Here is an 18,916-nt window from a genome sequence, read left to right as displayed (position 1 = left end):
CCTTTTACGTGGGAAGAATAGACAATAGTAGGCTCTTGTATGCTGCATTGCCGCATACACCGGAGCTAGTCTATGACCACAAAGGAAGGGTGCCGATTGTCCTCTTCATCACTAATGGAGCAAACGCCCGACAAGCGTTCATCTGACGTCCAGGGACTGTTGTTCCGCCGGAGCCGCAGCATTGCTGCGGAGTGGCTCCGGATGCTGGCAGTTACCCTTGTTCTCGGAATTTTATATGTTTGGCGGGGCGGAGCCTCGCTGCTGTTTCTGCTGATTGTCTGCGGACTGCTGATGGGCTGGGGGCTCCTGCTGCAGGCCTTCGGGCCGCGGCGGTTCACAATCACGCGCAGCATCACCCCGGGCCGTCCTGTAGCCGGGGACAGCCTGCTTGTCGACGTGCAGGTCAGCTTCGCGACCCGGCTTCCGGTTCCCTGGATGATCATAACCGATTATTGGGGAGGGGGCTGGCACCGGGAGCTGCTGTTCCCCGGTTTCCGGCGTTCCTTCCGCTATTCCTACGGGCTTAGTGAGGTACCCCGGGGGATTCACCGGCTGTATGGCAGCCGGGTAAGCTGGGGAGATCCGGCAGGGCTGTTCACGGGGGAAAGCCGGCTTGAAGCCCGGGAGAGCCTGAAGGTGCTCCCCAAACCGCTCTATACCGGAGCGGGTCTGCCGGAGAGCAGCCGCAAGAGCGGAGAAATGCTGCAGAAGCGGGGAAGCAGCGGCGGGGAAGCTGCGGATATCCGCCATTATGTACCGGGTGATCCGCTGAACCGGATCCACTGGAAGAGCAGCGCCAGCAAGGGTGCGCTGCAGAGCCGGGTGCCGGAGAAGGAAGAGGGGCGGATGTCCTGCATAGTGCTGGCCAACTGTCCGGAGGATTATGAGATTCCCTTCAGCGCCTTGTCGCCGCGCAGCCAGCGGGATAAGGCAAATCCGGCCTTTGAGCGGGCGGTCTCTGCAGCGATGGGATTGCTGCTCTCCGCTGAGCGCAGCGGGGGCTATGTCCAGCTCTTCACCGGAGGCTGGCCTGAAGGGATGGCAAGACATGAGGGACTGGGCAAAATCCCCGGCAGGGTGCAGGATATGCTTACGGAAATTATGCCCGGCGGAACACGGAGTCTCAGCCGGCTGCTGGAGGATGCTTCGCAGCACTGGATTCCCGGCATGACGGTGGCTGTCATTACCGGACGGCTGGAGGAAGAAGCCGCCCGCACGCTTGCCCGGTTTCTGGTGCAGGGTGTGAGGGTGGAGCTGTACTATGTATGGGATCAGCCGGCTCCGCAGCCTGAAAGTGCAGCCGCGGGAGCGCTGAAGAACCAGAACTCAGCGGACCCGCGGCCGGGAAGCTTCAGGCCGGCGGCGGGAACGATCAGCGGCAGTCTGGCCCGGCTGGGTGCAAGGCTATACTGTCTGGATCAATCTGCTGCGCCTGGATGGAAGAAGGAGGGGGAGGTACATGAATTTCCGGGGAAACCCACACTGGGGTAGTCCGCTGCAGGGCGGTACCGGGATCACCACGACTTCCCCTCCCGGCTTCGGCGGAGAGGGGCAAAGCCTGAGGGCAGTGTCTGCCTCCGCATACCGCCCGGATATACAACCAACCGAGAACAGCCAGACCGGTAACGGAGACAGCAATCCTCTGTACTACCGTCTGCTGTTCTCTTTGGCTATTATGGGCATGTTCATCAGCTGGCTGATGCCGCTGCATCAGTCCCTACCGGCAGCGGATACAGTGGAGCTGCTGGAGCTGCTGATGTTTGCGGCAGGAGTGCTGCTCTTGTGGGGCAGCTTCCGGGTTCCCGCCGTGCTGCAGTTCTCTGTACAATTTGTCCTTATTGCCCTGACCTGGTACATTGCCTGCGACAGAAATGAAGGTCCGCACTGGCTTGGAGCTTATGCGGCAGGGATTCCCGGGGATGCAGCACGGTTGTTTACCGGCAGAGTGTCGGAGCTTAGCGAGGACAGCCGACTGCTTATTCTGGTTCTGGGCTGGGGCCTGCTGGTTGCTTCCGTACAGCAGCTGGCGCTGTACAGAGGGACCACCACCCTGTTTACAGTCGTTACTGCATGCTATCTCATTGTGCTTGATATTATTTTTGGTATTAATACAACAGGGTGTATAGTAGCGGCCGCAGTGCTGACGCTCTGGATGCGGGGGCTGGCCGGCCTGCAGCGGCTCGGGGAGCAGACGGATCAGAGAGGGCTGCCGTATTACAGCTGGGCAGGCTTTACACTGCTCACTGCTGTGCTGCTGTCAGTAGCAGCCTGGGCGGGCGGGCAGCTGTACGGGCCCCGGCCGGCTGCACCCGTAACCCTGCAGCCGGTGATGGAGCAGCTGAGGCATTGGGTTGAAGGCGGAATTTCAAGCCGTACTGGGAAGGAAACGTCTTCTGCCGGCACTGCGGGAACTACCGGGTATGGAACCGGTGAGGGTGAGCTTGGAGCGCCGCTGACTCCGGGCACTGCACCTGTTTTTACTGCAGCCGTCAGCCGTCCGGTATACTGGCGGGGCGAAAGCCTTGCCTATTACGACGGCCGCCGCTGGATTCGGGAAGGGATTATGTATGAGCCGCTTAATCTGACTGCGCTTCCTTCGGATGAAATGGCTGCTGCTATGGCGGCGGATTCATCATCGGGCAACCGGACGCTGGTTCAGCGGATTGAGCTTGCCGCTCCTGTATCCGGCGGGCTGCCGCTGTTCAGTGCAGGCACGGCAGCTGATGTCGGACGGGTTGAGCTGACGGATGGAAGCAGGCTTGGTTATGTGCTGACGAATCCGGAGAAGGACCGCTTTCGTCTGCCGGTAACCTCCGGTGCAGCCGCAATCCAAGCCTATGAGGTTCAATCGCTGCTGCCGGAAAGTGATCCTGCAGTGCTGCGCGGGCTGAAAGAACAGGATCCGCCGGCTATCGCCTTTCAATATCTGCAGCTGCCGGCACATCTTCCCGGACGGGTCGCTGCACTTGCTGCAGAGCTTACGTCCGGGGCGGAGAACCGGTATGATGCCGCCGAAGCGGTCCGCAGCTACCTCAGCAGCAGTTATCCATACACGCTTGATACCCGGATTCCGCCGGCAGAGGCTGATTTCGTGGATGATTTCCTGTTCGCTGCCAAGCAGGGCTACTGCGTTCATTTTGCTTCGGCGATGACGGTCCTGCTGCGCAGCAGCGGTATTCCGGCCCGCTATGTGCAGGGCTACGGGCCCGGCACTCCTGAGCGCGGGCGCTATCTGATCACCCAGGCGGATGCCCATGCCTGGGTCGAAGTGTACTTCCCCGGCGCGGGCTGGGTCCCCTTTGACCCTACGCCGGGGGTATCCTTCGCCGCCGCTGGCCCGGCGGCGGCCCCTGCCGCGGCGCTGGCCCCCGCGCCGCAGGAGACGTCCGCGCGCAGCACCGCGGACGGCCTGCCCGCCCTGCCGCAGGCGGGCGGGACCCCGGCGCCGCCCGCTGCCGCGGCGGCGCTGCTGCTCGCCGCCGCCTGGCGCTGGCGGCGGAGCCTGGCCCTGCTGCCGGCGCTGCGCCGCGGCAGCAGGGGCCGGGAGCGGCAGCTGCGCGCAGCCGCGCTGGCCTGGCGGGGCCTGGCGGCGCGGTACGGGGCGCCGCCGCCGGGGCTGACGGCCAGGGAGTACGCCGCCTCCCTGGCCATTGAGGACACGCGGCTGCGCGCCGCGGTCCGGCAGTTTGTATGCCAGTGGGAAGCCCTGGCATACAGCGCCGCTCCGCCTCCCGTCCCCGCCTCCCTTGACGCACAGCGTCCGGGTTCCGCGTTATCCGCTGCGCCGCAGGACGAAGAGGCTGCTGATTTCATCAGCCGTTGTCTGGTCATTACCTTCCGGCTGGCGTAATCTGCAGCGGCGTCCGTTTGCCTGCTGGCGTCTGGACAGCATTACCAGCAGGGGCCGGCAGTTTTTCCATTCCGTTAAAGTTCCTTGCTGCTGCTGGACTTTACCACCCAAAAGCACATAAAATGCCTGTCCTCCTTTCCTTGACGGTGAGAATTATCCATGAGTATAATGAATCCAATAATCAAGGGAGGCACGTAATGAACAAGCCAAATGAAATTATCGTCGTTCTCGATTTTGGAGGACAGTATAACCAACTTATCGCGCGCAGAATCCGGGACCTGGGGGTATACAGCGAGCTTCTGCCGTACAATACGCCAGTAGAGAAGATTAAGGCACTTTCACCTAAGGGGATTGTTTTCTCCGGCGGTCCAAGCAGTGTATATGCTGAGGATGCTCCGCATGTAGATCCGGCGGTATATGAGCTGGGCCTGCCGATTTTCGGGATTTGCTACGGCATGCAGCTGATGGCACATCAGCAGGGCGGAAGAGTAGAACGTGCAGCCAAACGTGAATACGGCAAAGCAGACGTAGACTTCCAGCCTGGCTCGGTGCTTGCCGCAGGTCTTGACGGCAGCCAGACCGTATGGATGAGCCATGGTGACCACGTAGTTGAGCTTCCGGGCGGATTTAAGCTGGATGCCGGTACAGAGAGTGCTCCGATTGCGGCAATGAGCAATGACGAGAAGAAGTTCTACGCGGTACAGTTCCATCCGGAAGTGCGCCACTCCGTGAACGGCAACGAGATGATTTCTAACTTCCTGTATGAGGTGTGCGGCTGCGAAGGCAACTGGACGATGGAATCCTTCATCGAGGATGCCATTAAGGATATCCAGGATAAAGTCGGCGACAAAAAAGTACTGTGCGCACTTAGCGGCGGTGTAGATTCCTCCGTTGTAGCCATGCTGATTCACCGCGCAATCGGCGATCAGTTGACCTGTATGTTTATCGACCACGGCCTGCTGCGCAAAGGTGAAGCTGAGAGCGTAATGGAAACCTTTGTCGGCAAATTTGATATTAACGTTATCAAGATCGACGCACGTGACCGCTTCCTCGGCAAGCTGGCCGGCGTATCCGATCCTGAACAGAAGCGCAAGATCATCGGCAACGAGTTCATCTATTGCTTTGACGAAGAATCGGCCAAGCTGGGCGACTTTGCTTTCCTGGCTCAAGGTACACTGTACACAGATATCGTAGAGAGCGGAACAGCAACTGCCCAGACCATCAAGTCGCATCACAATGTCGGCGGTCTGCCGGAAGACATGAAGTTCAGCCTGATCGAGCCGCTGAATACCCTGTTCAAGGATGAAGTCCGCAAGCTGGGTGAAGAGCTGGGTATGCCTCATGCGATCGTATGGCGCCAGCCGTTCCCGGGTCCGGGACTTGCTATCCGTGTACTGGGTGAAGTTACGGAGGAGAAGCTGCAGATCGTTCGTGATTCCGACTACATTCTGCGCGAGGAAATCGCCAAAGCCGGTCTGGACCGTGAAATCTGGCAGTATTTCACTGCACTTCCGAACATGAAGAGCGTGGGGGTTATGGGGGATGAGCGTACTTATTCCTACACCGTAGGTATCCGTGCCGTTACTTCCATCGACGGTATGACTGCAGACTGGGCCCGTATCCCATGGGATGTACTTGAGAAAATCTCCGTCCGCATCGTCAACGAAGTCGACAACGTTAACCGCATCGTGTATGACGTAACTTCCAAACCGCCTGCAACAATCGAGTGGGAATAGATCGGAAGTACTTGAGCTTGGTGATCCTAGAAATTTAGGTTCTCCAAGCTTTTTATATTATTCACACTCAGACTAGGGTTACTTATGGTTTGAAATAATGGTAAAATATTGGAGTCAGGAAAAACATTTTATCATATACTGGGAGTAGTTATAATGCGTTTTTTTCACGGAACCACTAAACAAAATGCTGAAATTATTAAAGCGACTTCATTAAACGAAAGTCCCTTTAGCGTACAAGATTATATTAAACATGCAATTAAAGAAAATGCAGGAAGTATACCCAAGGGATTTTTGGACGAGGATGGGAATTATAACCCTGTTAAATGGCTTGGTAAAGGGATTTATTTATTTGATAAATTTAACAAGCGAGAAGCTATAAGTTGGTGTACAAGATATGGGAAACCTAAGCATCAATTAATGGATTGTACCGCCTTATCTGTAAGCCTCAAAGAAATACCGGAAGAAAATATTTTTGATTTTTTTAGTTATAGTGACATAATGGAGATAAGGACGACGTTAGATAAAAAGCTTGAGGAATACTTAGAGGAGAGAGAAGATCTTTCTGAACAGGAGTTATCTTCATATGTATATGTTCAAGAAGCAATTTTAGCTAATCTAGAGAATTTATTTGAAGGGAAACAATTTTTAGGCGGTGTTGCAGTTGACTTGTATAACTTAATACAAAATAACAAAATTAAATTGATCAGAGGTATTTATAAAAAAGGTAAGCTACCAAACTTGTATTATGATGTTTACTATTGTTTAAAGGACGGACATTTTTTAGAGGAGTTTAAAGTGATATAGCTGCATTGGAGGTTTATTTATGACTATAACAAAAAATGAAAAAAGTGGTTTTGATAACGTAATCAACACTGTCTTCTATCCGGTATTCGAAGATTGTAAAGATGAGATTCAAATAATCCTTGATGCGGATTCTGTTATTAGATCAAAAGTCGAAGAAAGGGTAACAAGAATATTGAAAAACCGAGTTCTTAAAAAAGCCATAAATTCTGAGGCGATTGTTCAGGGAGAGAAATCTAAGGAGTATTCTGGGATTCAATATTCTACAAATACTCCGACTTATTCTGAAAACAAAGTGGTTAATGATTTGGGGTCTCAATTTATATACATTAGTCCAATGAATGAACGTACTTGGGCACCGTGGTTACATGTTTATAATAAAGAACCTAAAGCGTTAGAAGGACATTATGTTTATTCTTTTCAAGAAGCTGTATCGAAGGAAACAAAAGCAAGTTCTGAAAGATCAGATTTAGCGTTAGCCATATAAGTAGGGAGATAATGTTATGAATAAACCTGTAATTTCATTTGAAAAGTATGAAATATTAAGTATTGACTACAAAAAACTTGATGAACCAAGTATAGAAGATGCCAATATTTCTACAGAAGTATCAATTGGGATTTCTGAACAACATGAAGCAGGTAAAGTGGAAATTGATGTTTCCATTTCGGACCCGGTTAATCAGAGGGAGATTAATGTCAAGGTAAGAGGATTGTTTTTAATAGATGAGAGCTTGGAAATCGAGAAAATAAAACAGTTTTTAGCACAAAATGGTACGGCTATGCTATACCCATATGTTAGAAGTATTGTTTCGATGGTCTCTGTTTTGGACTCCGAAACATCCATATTATTACCCACTATAAACACTACAAAATAGCCCAAATTAAGCTTCCTTCAACTGGGAGGCTCTTTTTTAGTCATCCATTTAGAAGGGACTCTCCTTCCTCATTCAAGCCTAGCAATAGACTCTTTACTCCCCTATATTAAACATCTCTTCTTAGCCTAAAAAAATTCAATGGTTCTCTAAGTCAAATTATTTGTTTACAGCGGAAGTTCAACACATTCATAAAAACGCCTAATTTACGAACAATAACAAAAACATTACGTCCAATGTTCGTATTTACCATTGACAAGTCATGTGAGTTCCACCTAAAATAAATAAGCGTTGAGCAACAAAATTATTCGTATAATTCCGGGGATTGGCCTGGAAGTTTCTACGAGGTCACCGTAAGGACCTGGCTACGATTAAAAAGAGCGATTCCATAAGAACCTTAGGCTGTGAGGCTGGAGGGAGATGAGGGACCTTCTCTTTTTTCGGGCCGGTATCGATCAGATGCCGGCTTTTCTGTGGGCTCATACACAACATACACCTTAGGGGGAGAAACAATTGAACCGCTTTTTCAAATTGAAAGAAAACGGCACTACCGTACGTACAGAGATCATGGCCGGTATTACTACCTTTATGGCAATGGCCTACATCCTGTCGGTTAACCCGGGTACGCTGACCGCCTTTGGCCGCATTGACATGGGCTGGTATTCCGTATTCCTGGCAACAGCACTGGCTGCAGGTATTTTCACGATTGCCATGGGATTGTTCATTAACTTCCCGGTTGCGCTGGCACCTGGTATGGGCCTTAATGCATATTTTGCTTCCGTAGTACTCGCTTCACAGACGACCGACCATCCGTTCACCTGGCAGATGGGGCTGACCGCCGTATTCATTTCCGGTCTGATCTTCATTCTCCTTACGGTTACCCGAGTCCGGCAGATATTGCTTACCGCAATTCCGGACAGCCTCAAGCATGCGATTACCGTCGGTATCGGTCTGTTCATCACCATTATTGGCCTCAAGAACAGCGGACTGATGACGATCGGCGTTGAAGCCGGAAGCGACATTCCTGCTAACAAGTTTACAGACGTTCTGTCCTTCGAGACAGTCATTCACATGGGCAGCCTTGAGAACACCAATGTCCAGCTCGTTATTATCGGCCTTCTGCTGATCGCTATCCTGATGGTGCTGCAGGTACGCGGCGCAATTCTGTTCGGTATTCTTGGTACAACGCTTGTAGCTATTCTGATGGGTGCTGTTGATTTCGGTTCGCTGAGCAGTCCGCAAACCCCTTGGGTTCCGGATTTCACCCAGCTGAACTTCATGGAATTTGACTGGGACGGCATCATGCACACCGGTATCGTATCCGCAATCGCCACCTTTACTTTTGTAGAGCTGTTTGATACTTTCGGCACACTGGTAGGTACTGCTGAACGTGCAGGCATTATGAAGAACAAAGAAGAAGGTAAGAGACGTGTCGGTAACGCGATGTTCGTAGATGCGATCGCTGTAACAGGCGGTGCAATGCTCGGTACTTCCACTACTACTGCTTATGTAGAAAGTGCTGCCGGTGTCGCTGAAGGCGGACGTACAGGTCTTACTGCCGTAACAACAGGTGTCTGCTTCCTGCTCGCACTGTTTCTTGCTCCGGTGGTTGCCCTGATTCCAGGTTCGGCTACTGCAGCGGCTCTGATCGTTGTCGGTGTGCTCATGGCCCAATCGATTCGCGAAATTGATTTTCAGGATATGGTTTATGCTATTCCGGCCTTCCTGACCTTTGCAATTATGCCGTTCACTTACAACATCGCTAACGGAATCTCGTTCGGTATCGTTACTTATGTAATCCTTGCTTGTGTAGCCAACCTGGCCGGCAAAAAGAAATATGATATCCACTGGATGATGTGGGTACTGGCGGTTCTGATTGTTATGCGTTATGTATTCTTCGGCAGCGCAGGCTAAGAACAACTCCATTTAATAGAACAACATGACAGCTCCTTCAGGGATGAGGGGGCTGTTTTTTTGTAAATATAAGGATTTATATGTTTTACGCTATAAATCATCCTTATATTTCTCGCAGAAACGGCTACCGTCCTGTTTAGGACGGCTAAGCCGTTTCTACTTGTTATTCCGGCTTTCCGGCTCTATTTGGCCCATTCCTGAACAAAGCGCGGCTGCGGTCTTTCCATCATCCAATATTTAGATTATATTGTTGAAGAGGTGATGTAAGTTGTCCGGCATCCTAAACAGAATGGTTAATTCCTGCAAAAACAACCCCTGGCCGCTGCTGCTGTTCATACTCGGGGTAATTGTAAGGATGGTGTACATAGGTTCGGTTCCGCCCGGCTTGAACCAGGATGAGGCTTCGATCGGTTATGATGCTTACGCTATTCTGCATTATGGAATAGACCGTAACGGTATTCATCTGCCTGTTCATCTGATTGCCTGGGGCAGCGGGCAAAACGCTTTGTATGCCTATCTGTCCATGCCGTTTATCCTGTTGTTCGGATTGACTCCGCTGTCGGTGAGGGCGCTGAGTGTGATCATGGGACTTGCCGGAATGGTTTTCTTCTATTTATTAATGAAACGGATTTTTCCTTCCAGAGCGGCAGGCATAGCTGCCATGTTCTTTATAGCCATTAACCCGTGGCATATTATGATATCGAGGTGGGCGCTGGAATCCAATTTATTCCCGACTTTGATTTTGATTGCGGTATACTTCCTTATGCGTTCGGTTCAATCTGCCGATTTCCGCTGGACTTATGCTTTTACCGCTGTACTGGCTTTATCTTTATATGCATACGGAACTGCCTATTTCTTTGTTCCTGTGTTTGCTGCGGGGACGGCAATTCTTCTATTATATTGCAGGGTGCTTAAAGTGCGGACGCTTGCGTGGAATGCCCTGCTATTTGTATTACTGTCCCTGCCCATATTATTATTTATAGTAATTAATCATTACGAGGGCCTGCAGGCGATCGCTACGCCGCTGTTTTCTGTCCCTAAGCTTACCATGCCGCGGGTGGAACAAATCTCCTCTGTTTTTGGCGGACAACTGCTGCAGACGGCTGCGGCGAATTTCCGTGAATTCCTTTCTATTATCTGGAGCGGAAGCGACGGTCTGCCATGGAACTCTTTATCCTGGTACGGTTATGCTTATCCGCTTGGCCTGCCGTTTGCGCTCATCGGGCTTATTGTCATGGTAAGTACGGCCTGGAAGAACCGGCGCAAGGGAGCGGAACAGGGAATGATTCTGCTCTGGCTGCTGTCAGCAGTACTTATGGCCTTTATCACCACTGTAAACATTAACCGGATCAACGTTGTTTTTATTCCGCTGGTAATGCTCTCGGCAGCAGGCTTCATATGGCTCTATTCCCGTATAAAAATGGTTGCCATTCTTTCTGCTGCTGCCTTTACAGTCATGTTCGGCCTGTTTATCAGCGAATATTTCGGTGAATATCCGGACAGAATCGGCCCGAGCTTTTACGAGTCTGCCGGAGACGCGATACAGTATGCTTCCGGGCATACCACCGGAAATATTTACGTAACAGATGAAATCAATATGCCCTATATCTTCGTCCTGTTTTATGAGAGAATCAGCCCCCATGACTTCCTGGACTCGGTCGTTTACTCTAATCCCGGAGGTGCATTTCAGCAGGTCGCAGCGTTTGGTAGATACAGATTCGGCAGATATGATGTGCTGGAAGCCAATTCAGCATACGTGGTCAGCAATCATTCCGGGATACCGGCAACCGCTGCAGGATATTATACGGTGAAGCAGTTTGCTAACTATACGGTCATTATTACCGGCGATTATGCTGCAGGGGGAGTTCCCTTGAGTACTGAAGTGAATACTGAATTGATTAACGGAGGCTTTGAGGAAGGTCCTGGCGGCTGGACGTTTTCAGCGGGAACGGGAGTTGCCGGCAATAATCCGTACTCGGGGAGCCTACTAGCCTATCTGGATGCAGGGGCGGACAAAACCGTCAGCCAGAGCTTCAGTGTCCAGTCTGAGCCGGGAGAATATACATTGTCCGTTATGGCAAGCGCCGGCGGCAGCGGAGGAAAGATCGGACTGCTCCTGAACGGCAGCATGCAGGCTGAAGCGGAGCTGACGGCTGGAGATGCGTATCATGAAATACGGCTTCCGGCTGTGGCTCTTAAACAGGGAGACCAGGCAGAAATTATTATAACCGGCGGGAACGGCTGGATTAACATTGATGAGGTGAGGTTGGAACGATGAAAAATCTACGCACGGCCGCAGTCTTTATGTTCATGCTGCTGATGTTCGTATTTCCGGTAACCAGCATTTATGCAGAGGGTAATCTGCTGCAAAATCCGGGATTTGAAGACGGGGAGGACGGGGCGCCGGCAGGCTGGACGAAGGATGCCTGGATTGCCGGAGACGGCTCAGGGATTCTCTCTGTTCAGTCTGAGGAGGTTCATTCCGGCAGCAAAGCGGCTGTCATTGAGAATCTTGAACCGAATCATCTGAAATGGGTCCAGACGGTTACTGTCACACCGGGAAGCTACTACAAGATTTCCGGATATATCAAGGTTGCCAGTGTTGCCGGCGAAGGCTTCGGCGCGAATGTCTTTCCGGTCGGCATCGGCGGCGGATACCCGGCTACAACAGATACAGGCGGGGACTGGCAGTACCTGGAGTTTTTCGGCCAGACCGGAAGCGACCAGACCGAGCTTGCCGTCGGAGCGGCCCTTGGCGGCTATGCCAACCTTATTCAAGGGAAAGCCTATTTCGATGACCTGTCTGTAGAAAAGCTGGAGGCTCTTCCCGAAGGGGCAGGCTTCATTTCGCTGGACAGCGGAGCGGCTGCCCCTGCCGATAACAGTGGTGCAGAGGCTGTGCCCCACAAAGTCTCGCCGGCCAAGATTCTGCTGATTTCAGCCGTATTCAGTGTATTTTTTGCCCTTCTGTATAACAGAGGATTGCGCAGCAACAAACTGCTGGCCCAGCCGGATGTCGTGTACACGAGATGGCTGTATGTCGCATTCGCAGGTGCTTTTATTCTGCGGATCTGGATTGGCGTCACTGCACAAGGTTATGAGAATGATATGAACACCTTCATTGCCTGGGGGCAGCGTCTTGTGGACAACGGACCCGGAGGATTCTATGAAAAGGGCTACTTTGCGGACTATCCGCCAGGCTACCTGTACATATTATATCTGCTGAGCGCCATCCGCGGCCTGTTTGGCCTGACGCATGGCTCAGCGGGAGAAATGCTGCTCTTCAAAATGCCGGCGATCCTCTCGGATCTGGTACTCGCCGGCCTCATTTACAAGATTGGACGCAAGAAGCTCGGCGGCGGAATGGCTACCGGTCTCATGCTGCTCTATTTGTTCAATCCGGCAGTGCTGATGGATTCGGCTGCCTGGGGTCAGGCCGATTCCTTCTTTATGATCTTCCTGCTGCTCAGCATTATGGGGGCGGCGGACAAAACCTTTGTCCGCTCAGCGATCTTCTTCGCCATAGCCGTACTCGTCAAACCGCAGGCACTGATCTTTACTCCTGTTCTGATGTTTGCCTTCTATCATCACCGGGCCTGGAAGCAGCTTGCTATAGGTGCGCTGTACGGACTGGGGATCTTTGCCCTGCTGGCAGCCCCGTTCTTCTGGAACAACGGCGGCTTTATCGGGCTGATTAATCTGTATAAGGCTACCTTATCGTCTTACCCATATTCCACCGTCAATGCGTTTAACCTGTACGCACTCACAGGCCCGATGTGGTCGGCTATGGATGTGACATGGCTGGGTATTACTTACCGCGTCTGGGGTTTTATTTTCATCCTGGCCGCTGTAGGAGCCGCAACCTATTATTCATTCCGCAAAGACCGCAAGGACCTGTCCAAATCATATTTTATCGCTATTGTGCTGATTGCCGTCGTGTTTGTACTGGGCACTAAAATGCATGAGCGTTATATCTATCCGGCCCTTATTCTCTCTCTGTTCAGTTATATGGAGAGTAAGGACCGCCGCTTCCTGACGCTATTTCTGGGCTTTACGCTGACGCAATATATCAATGTCGGCTATACCCTGGCTCATCTCAATGCCGGCGGCAACCCGCCGACGGACGGTATTGTACTGGTTACGTCGATTGCCAATCTCGGTTTGCTGGTCTATGCGCTGTTTACCGGGTATATGGTATATATCCGCAAACAGACCAAGCCGCTGGCACCTCCGGATACTGATGCTGAGAAGTATGCTGCCGATCTGGCGCTTGCTGAAGGAATCCGTCCGTTGGAGACCAAAGGGAAGGCCCGGTTCAGACTGCAGCGTAAAGACTGGATCTGGATGCTGGCCATTACAGCAGTCTATACAGCTATTGCTCTGGTTAATCTCGGTTCAACCAAGGCACCTGAAACGTTGTGGGAGCCTGCGGCCAGCGGTGAGAGCTTCTATGTCGATCTCGGCCAGAGCAGACAGCTGGAGCGTGTGAATATATTCGGCGGTGTAGGCACAGGCAAGTTCAAGCTGGAATTCAGTGAGACCCCTGACGTCTGGGGCAGCCCGCTGGATATAAGCGAAGATGTGGGCAATGTCTTCATTTGGAAAAGCCAGCCGTTAAATGTAGCGGCAAGGTATGTGAAGCTGACCGTTACCGAGCCGGGCTTTACCTTGAATGAAATAGCCTTCTATGAACAGGGAGGCGGCACAGCCACGCTTCCTGTTGCCGGTGTGACACCGGGCGCCGGGGCGGCAGCCAAGAGAGGCGAACCGGCCAATCTGTTCGACGAGCAGTCGCTGGTTCCGGAGCATTCGAATTTCATGAACAGCACCTATTTTGACGAAATTTATCATGCCCGGACTGCCTATGAGCTTTTCCACGGGATCGTTGCCTATGAGAATACCCATCCGCCGCTCGGCAAAATTCTGATCGGAGTAGGCATGGAGCTATTTGGCGTTAATCCGTTCGGCTGGCGGATCATCGGTACCCTGTTCGGGGTTGCGATGCTGCCGCTTATCTATATGATGGGCCTGCGGCTGTTCGGCAGAACCCGGTACGCCGCTTTGTCCGCTGGGCTCTTCGCTCTGGATTTCATGCATTTTACCCAGACGCGCATCTCTACAATCGACGTATACGGCGTATTCTTCATCATGCTGATGTTCTATTTCATGCAGCGCTATTTTACAATGAATTTCTACCGTGTTCCGCTGCGCAAAACCCTGGTGCCGCTGTTCTGGTCAGGCCTTTTTTTCGGAATCGGAATCGCCTCCAAATGGATTGTGCTGTATGGCGGTGCCGGACTGGCGGTTATGCTCGCATTGTCCCTGTTTGACCGCTATAAGGAATACCGGGCAGCAGGCCGCATGCTTGCGGAAGGCAAGCTCGGTGATCAGGAGATTAAGACAGCCTGCCGGACAGCCGACAGCTCCTTCTGGAAGAACACGATCATTACATTGGCCAGCTGCGTTGTGTTCTTTGTGGTTATTCCTGCCGTAGTCTACAGCCTGTCCTTTATACCGGTGCTGTCTGTTACGGCAGAAGGTTATACCATTAAAGGACTTATCGATGCCCAAAAAAATATGTTTAACTACCACAGCCAGCTGGTAGCTACGCATCCGTTCTCCTCCTCCTGGTGGGAATGGCCGTTTATGAAACGTCCGGTATGGTTCTTCAGCGGTGGAGAAGGGCTGCCTGAGGGCCGGGTGAGCAGTATTGTTACTATCGGCAATCCGCTGATCTGGTGGACCGGGATATTTGCGATGCTCGGCACAGTATGGCTTACAATCAAGCGCAAAGAGAAGAGTCTGTATATGCTGTGGATCGCCTTTTTCTCACAGTATGTGCCATGGATGCTCGTTCCGCGCGAGACGTTCCTGTATCACTATTTTGCAATGGTGCCGTTCATGATCCTGGCTATTGTTTATGTAATGAAGCTGCTCGACAGCAAGGTTCCGGAAGCCGGAGCCTCCAAAATCCGTTATGCTTATGTGGCTCTCGCCGCTGTGCTCTTTATCATGTTCTATCCGGTGCTATCAGGAATGCAGGTAAGTGCCGATTACGTAAATATTGTGCTGCGCTGGTTCCCTTCCTGGGTATTCTAGGGGGAGCCAGCTTAATGAAGTAAAGCTCCATAAAACTTTTAGGAGGAACAAAGGTGAAAGCCAGATACAGTGTAGTTGTCCCGATGTACAATGAGGAGGAAGTCATTCAGCATACGTATGAGCGCCTAAAGAAGGTTATGGACGAATGCGGTGATTCCTACGAGCTGGTCTTCGTCAACGATGGCAGCCGTGACCGTACAGCTGAGATTATGCGCGGGATCAGCAGCCGTGACGAGCATGTCAAGCTGATCGACTTCTCGCGCAATTTCGGGCATCAGGTCGCTATTACCGCCGGGATGGACTATGCTGAGGGGCAGGCGGTAGTGGTCATCGATGCCGACCTTCAGGACCCGCCAGAGGTTATTTTGCAGATGATTGCGAAATGGAAGGAAGGCTACGAGGTTGTCTATGCCAAGCGGCTTAAACGCCACGGGGAGACGCTGTTCAAGAAGGTAACCGCCAAGCTCTTTTACCGTCTGCTGAGCAGCATGACGAGCGTGGAAATTCCGACCGATACAGGCGATTTCCGGCTGATTGACCGCAAGGTCTGTGATGTCCTCAGAGGGCTGAAGGAAAAGAACCGTTACGTCCGGGGGCTGGTAAGCTGGGTTGGTTTCCGCCAGACGATGGTCGAATATGTGCGTGAGGAGCGTTTTGCCGGAGAAACCAAATATCCGCTGAAGAAAATGGTCCGGTTTGCGCTGGACGGCATCACCTCCTTTTCCCATAAACCGCTCAAAATTGCGTCCTATGTCGGTTTCTTCCTGGCCTTTTCCAGTTTCTTATATCTCTTCTTCATCTTGTTTCAGAAGCTGTTCACGACGTGGGCAGTTCCCGGCTGGACCTCTATTGTAGGAGTCAATCTGCTGTTTAACGGCATCGTGCTGATGCTGCTGGGGGTAATCGGCGAATACATCGGGCGGATCTACGATGAATCCAAAGACCGGCCGCTGTACATTGTACGTGAAACCAGAGGGTACGAGGATGGAGAGTATCCTGGCAAGCGGGAAGGCAAACGTTATGAAAAGTAACAGGCTGAATGCGGGATTTATCCAGTTTTTAAAGTTCAACGCCGTAGGTTTGCTTAATACTTTGATAGATTTTGCAGTATTTACACTGCTGCATTCACTGGGCATGATGAACGCTCCGGCGCAGGTCATTTCTTATAGTGCCGGGACAGCGAACAGTTTTTTCTGGAACAAAAAGGTGACCTTTCGTGACCGGGCAACAAACCATCGCGGCTCCGACCGGCTGCAGCTGGTAAAGTTTATCATCCTCAATCTGGCGGTGCTGGGGATTTCGGTGCTTCTGATGCACTTTCTGACGGGTAGCTTCGGCATTCAGGTGCTGATTGCCAAGGTGCTCGTTACGTTCGTAACGGTGGTTATCAACTTTTTTGGAAGCCGGATGTGGGTGTTCTAGGAAATGAACGGGACAGATATAACCTGTCCTCAACCAAAGAGGGGGATGTTCATGCGCAAATTATCTTATTTGATTATACTGGCGGGCGTCCTTATCATGCTGTATCCCAAAGCAAGCGAGTGGTACAACGACAGGCAGCAGGCTAAATTGCTGGAGGAAGCTGAACAAGCCTACAGCGAACTGGCACCAACAGCCGGGCCGGACCTGCAAAAGCCCTATGCGGAGGTGACCCAGCTGCTGGCTGAAGAGTCGGTGCAGGAGGAAGAGGTACAGCCTTCTGCAGAGCCCGCTGAAGAAATTGCAGTTGGCGGCAAAATCACCGGAATTATTGAGATTGACCGGATTGATCTGAAGCTTCCTGTTCTTGAAGGTGCGACAAAGGCGAATATGAAGCATGCTGCCGCCCATATGAAGGAGACGGCTCCGCTGGGTGGGGCAGGAAATGCGGCTATAGCTGCGCACAGATCCAGAACAGCCGGCAGGCTTTTTAACAGGCTGGATGAAGTGAAGATCGGGGACACCATCACAATCAAGACGAGTGCAGAAGAGTATCAGTACGAAGTATATGATATTTCTATAGTGGAGCCGACGGATGTGTCGGTGCTGAATGGCAATGGTGAAGATAAAATCCTGACTCTGATCACCTGTGATCCGCTGGTTAACCCGACTCACCGGCTGATTATTCATGCTAAACTTTCTTAAAAACAGACAAAAAGGGATTTAGCGCGAATTAGCGAAAATTTTATTGAAAAATGCTGGAATTCTAGTAAAATAGGTCTTGTATCTGGGCGAAAATATGGTAGTATATAACTATAAAAGCACACACGATAACGGCAAACCTATCGAAAGGTAGGGACGCAAAGCTAAAGGGCCTTCCCGTAAGGATGGCAGCCAGCTACCGAATGAAGGGCTTTTTTTGTTGGCTATTCAATCCAAAATCTAGTATTTATGGTAGATTAAGAGATAGATAAAGCTGCAAACGATAATGGCAAACCTATCGAAAGGTAGGGACGCAAAGCTAGAGGGCCTTCCCTTAAGGATGGCAGCCAGCTACCGAAAGGAGTTTTATCCATGAAAAAATTTTATTTCATGCTGTTAACATTGTTCGTAGTTGTCACTTCCGTTCAGACAAGCACAGCTTCAGCTGCAACTGCAGACTCAAGCTGGTTGAATACATCGAAGCTCGATCAAGGTGTTGTTGCAGTATCCTATGATGTACCTGCTGACAAGCGTATCAAGGTTATGATCACCAAGGACGGCAACAGCTACACTTACAATCTGTATGCTTCCCAGTCGACAGAATCCTTCCCGCTGCAACAAGGCAACGGCACTTATAAAGTATCTGTTCTTGAGAACACAACCGGTAACAAATATAAAGTGGTATCTTCTGAAGATGTTGAGCTTAAACTCAGCAATGCTAACGCCGTATACTTGAGCTCCGTACAGAACGTGAAATGGACCTCTTCCGATAAAGCAGTATTGAAAGCTAAACAGCTTACCCAAGGCCTGACTACAGATGAAGCTAAGGTAAAAGCGATCTATAACTACATCGTAGCAAATGTTAAGTATGACAATGCTTTGGCCGCTAATGTAACACCGGACTATATTCCTAACAACGATAATACACTGCTCTCCAAAAAAGGCATCTGCTATGACTATGCTTCCTTGTTCGCTACTATGCTGCGCAGCGAAGGCATTCCAACTAAGCTTGTAATGGGTAACACCAGCTATGTATCGACATATCATGCTTGGAATGAAGTTCTGCTTAACGGCAAATGGGTAACAATTGATACTACAGTTGACGCGGGCCTGGCTAAGAACAACAAAGACGTTGGCCTGACTAAAGTTGCGAGCAAATATAGCGCTGCTAAATTCTACTAAGAACGAAGATAATACGGTGACATGGAGACAACATGCTAATTTATATTAGCATGTTGTCTTTTTTTTGATTAAGGGGTTGCTTTTTGTCAGTGATGTGGGGTATTATAGGTAAGCGTTGTTAGAGCGCGTCAAAGTTTGACTGAAATTGATTGAAAAAATGGATTTCAAAAAAAGCTTGCGCTTCTAAAACAAACGTGATATTATATAAGAGTTGCTGCTGACGAAACATGAACAGTGACAACGAGCTTGATCTTTGAAAACTGAACAACGAGTGAGTATCGGAATTCACTTCGGTGATTCCAAATTAGAGAATGTAACATTCTCGTCAGATGTTTCAAAAT

Annotated in this window: 13 protein-coding genes and 3 riboswitches; all 13 genes read left to right on the top strand. The window is 50.9% G+C overall.

Features of this window, described 5'->3' with window-relative positions; translation table 11 throughout:
- Positions 1-96: 96 nt before the first annotated feature.
- The 13 genes from M2108_RS27350 (at position 97) to M2108_RS27290 (ending at position 18,575) form a co-directional block, all read left to right on the top strand.
- Entirely contained in the window at positions 97-1,491 is a 1,395-nt protein-coding gene (locus M2108_RS27350; RefSeq protein ID WP_280777265.1) for a DUF58 domain-containing protein, read from the top strand.
- The gene (locus M2108_RS27345) at positions 1,460-3,850 is read left to right on the top strand and encodes a transglutaminase domain-containing protein (protein ID WP_277472579.1); all 2,391 of its coding nucleotides are present in this window, start codon (positions 1,460-1,462) and stop codon (positions 3,848-3,850) included. The genes M2108_RS27350 and M2108_RS27345 overlap by 32 nt, the downstream gene beginning before the upstream one ends.
- A 197-nt stretch (positions 3,851-4,047) precedes the next feature.
- Complete coding sequence (gene guaA, locus M2108_RS27340) at positions 4,048-5,586, top strand: glutamine-hydrolyzing GMP synthase (RefSeq protein ID WP_277472580.1); 1,539 nt, start codon at positions 4,048-4,050, stop codon at positions 5,584-5,586.
- Positions 5,587-5,739: 153 nt separating this feature from the next.
- Positions 5,740-6,390 (top strand): hypothetical protein, encoded by a 651-nt coding sequence (locus M2108_RS27335; protein ID WP_277472581.1) that lies wholly within the window; start codon positions 5,740-5,742, stop codon positions 6,388-6,390.
- Between the two features lie 19 nt (positions 6,391-6,409).
- Positions 6,410-6,874 carry a hypothetical protein gene (locus M2108_RS27330; RefSeq protein ID WP_277472582.1) on the top strand — a complete coding sequence of 155 codons (465 nt, stop codon included), beginning with the start codon at positions 6,410-6,412 and terminating at the stop codon, positions 6,872-6,874.
- A 16-nt stretch (positions 6,875-6,890) separates the two neighbouring features.
- Positions 6,891-7,262 carry a protein-export chaperone SecB gene (locus M2108_RS27325; protein WP_277472583.1) on the top strand — a complete coding sequence of 124 codons (372 nt, stop codon included), beginning with the start codon at positions 6,891-6,893 and terminating at the stop codon, positions 7,260-7,262.
- Between the two features lie 285 nt (positions 7,263-7,547).
- Positions 7,548-7,647, top strand: a riboswitch (purine riboswitch).
- 125 nt (positions 7,648-7,772) lie between these two features.
- Entirely contained in the window at positions 7,773-9,173 is a 1,401-nt protein-coding gene (locus M2108_RS27320) for an NCS2 family permease (RefSeq protein WP_090715215.1), read from the top strand.
- A 268-nt stretch (positions 9,174-9,441) separates the two neighbouring features.
- The gene (locus tag M2108_RS27315; RefSeq protein WP_280777263.1) at positions 9,442-11,451 is read left to right on the top strand and encodes a glycosyltransferase family 39 protein; all 2,010 of its coding nucleotides are present in this window, start codon (positions 9,442-9,444) and stop codon (positions 11,449-11,451) included.
- On the top strand, positions 11,448-15,272 hold the full coding sequence (locus M2108_RS27310) for a glycosyltransferase family 39 protein (RefSeq protein WP_277472585.1): 3,825 nt from the start codon (positions 11,448-11,450) through the stop codon (positions 15,270-15,272). The genes M2108_RS27315 and M2108_RS27310 overlap by 4 nt, the downstream gene beginning before the upstream one ends.
- 53 nt (positions 15,273-15,325) lie before the next feature.
- Positions 15,326-16,303, top strand: coding sequence for a glycosyltransferase family 2 protein (locus M2108_RS27305; protein WP_277472586.1), 978 nt, complete (start codon positions 15,326-15,328; stop codon positions 16,301-16,303).
- A complete protein-coding gene (locus tag M2108_RS27300; RefSeq protein WP_277472587.1) occupies positions 16,293-16,694 on the top strand; it encodes a GtrA family protein in 402 nt (133 codons plus the stop codon). The genes M2108_RS27305 and M2108_RS27300 overlap by 11 nt, the downstream gene beginning before the upstream one ends.
- 51 nt (positions 16,695-16,745) lie before the next feature.
- Positions 16,746-17,396, top strand: a complete 651-nt coding sequence (locus tag M2108_RS27295; RefSeq protein ID WP_277472588.1) for a class D sortase — start codon at positions 16,746-16,748, stop codon at positions 17,394-17,396.
- Between the two features lie 120 nt (positions 17,397-17,516).
- A riboswitch (cyclic di-GMP riboswitch) is annotated at positions 17,517-17,597 on the top strand.
- A 74-nt stretch (positions 17,598-17,671) separates the two neighbouring features.
- A riboswitch (cyclic di-GMP riboswitch) is annotated at positions 17,672-17,752 on the top strand.
- A 13-nt stretch (positions 17,753-17,765) separates the two neighbouring features.
- Positions 17,766-18,575 carry a transglutaminase-like domain-containing protein gene (locus tag M2108_RS27290; RefSeq protein ID WP_277472589.1) on the top strand — a complete coding sequence of 270 codons (810 nt, stop codon included), beginning with the start codon at positions 17,766-17,768 and terminating at the stop codon, positions 18,573-18,575.
- Positions 18,576-18,916: the final 341 nt, after the last annotated feature.

Source organism: Paenibacillus sp. PastM-3, from assembly GCF_029893965.1.
In the GTDB taxonomy this organism is placed as follows: domain Bacteria; phylum Bacillota; class Bacilli; order Paenibacillales; family Paenibacillaceae; genus Paenibacillus_AQ.
Note: the sequence above shows the minus strand (reverse complement) of the source record. Positions and strands in the feature narration are given on the sequence as shown.

Coding starts and splice junctions, on each gene's coding strand:
- M2108_RS27345 (WP_277472579.1), top strand. CDS start 1,460: ATGAATTTCCGGGGAAACCCACACTGGGGTAGTCCGCTGCAGGGCGGT.
- guaA (WP_277472580.1), top strand. CDS start 4,048: ATGAACAAGCCAAATGAAATTATCGTCGTTCTCGATTTTGGAGGACAG.
- M2108_RS27335 (WP_277472581.1), top strand. CDS start 5,740: ATGCGTTTTTTTCACGGAACCACTAAACAAAATGCTGAAATTATTAAA.
- M2108_RS27330 (WP_277472582.1), top strand. CDS start 6,410: ATGACTATAACAAAAAATGAAAAAAGTGGTTTTGATAACGTAATCAAC.
- M2108_RS27325 (WP_277472583.1), top strand. CDS start 6,891: ATGAATAAACCTGTAATTTCATTTGAAAAGTATGAAATATTAAGTATT.
- M2108_RS27310 (WP_277472585.1), top strand. CDS start 11,448: ATGAAAAATCTACGCACGGCCGCAGTCTTTATGTTCATGCTGCTGATG.
- M2108_RS27300 (WP_277472587.1), top strand. CDS start 16,293: ATGAAAAGTAACAGGCTGAATGCGGGATTTATCCAGTTTTTAAAGTTC.
- M2108_RS27295 (WP_277472588.1), top strand. CDS start 16,746: ATGCGCAAATTATCTTATTTGATTATACTGGCGGGCGTCCTTATCATG.
- M2108_RS27290 (WP_277472589.1), top strand. CDS start 17,766: ATGAAAAAATTTTATTTCATGCTGTTAACATTGTTCGTAGTTGTCACT.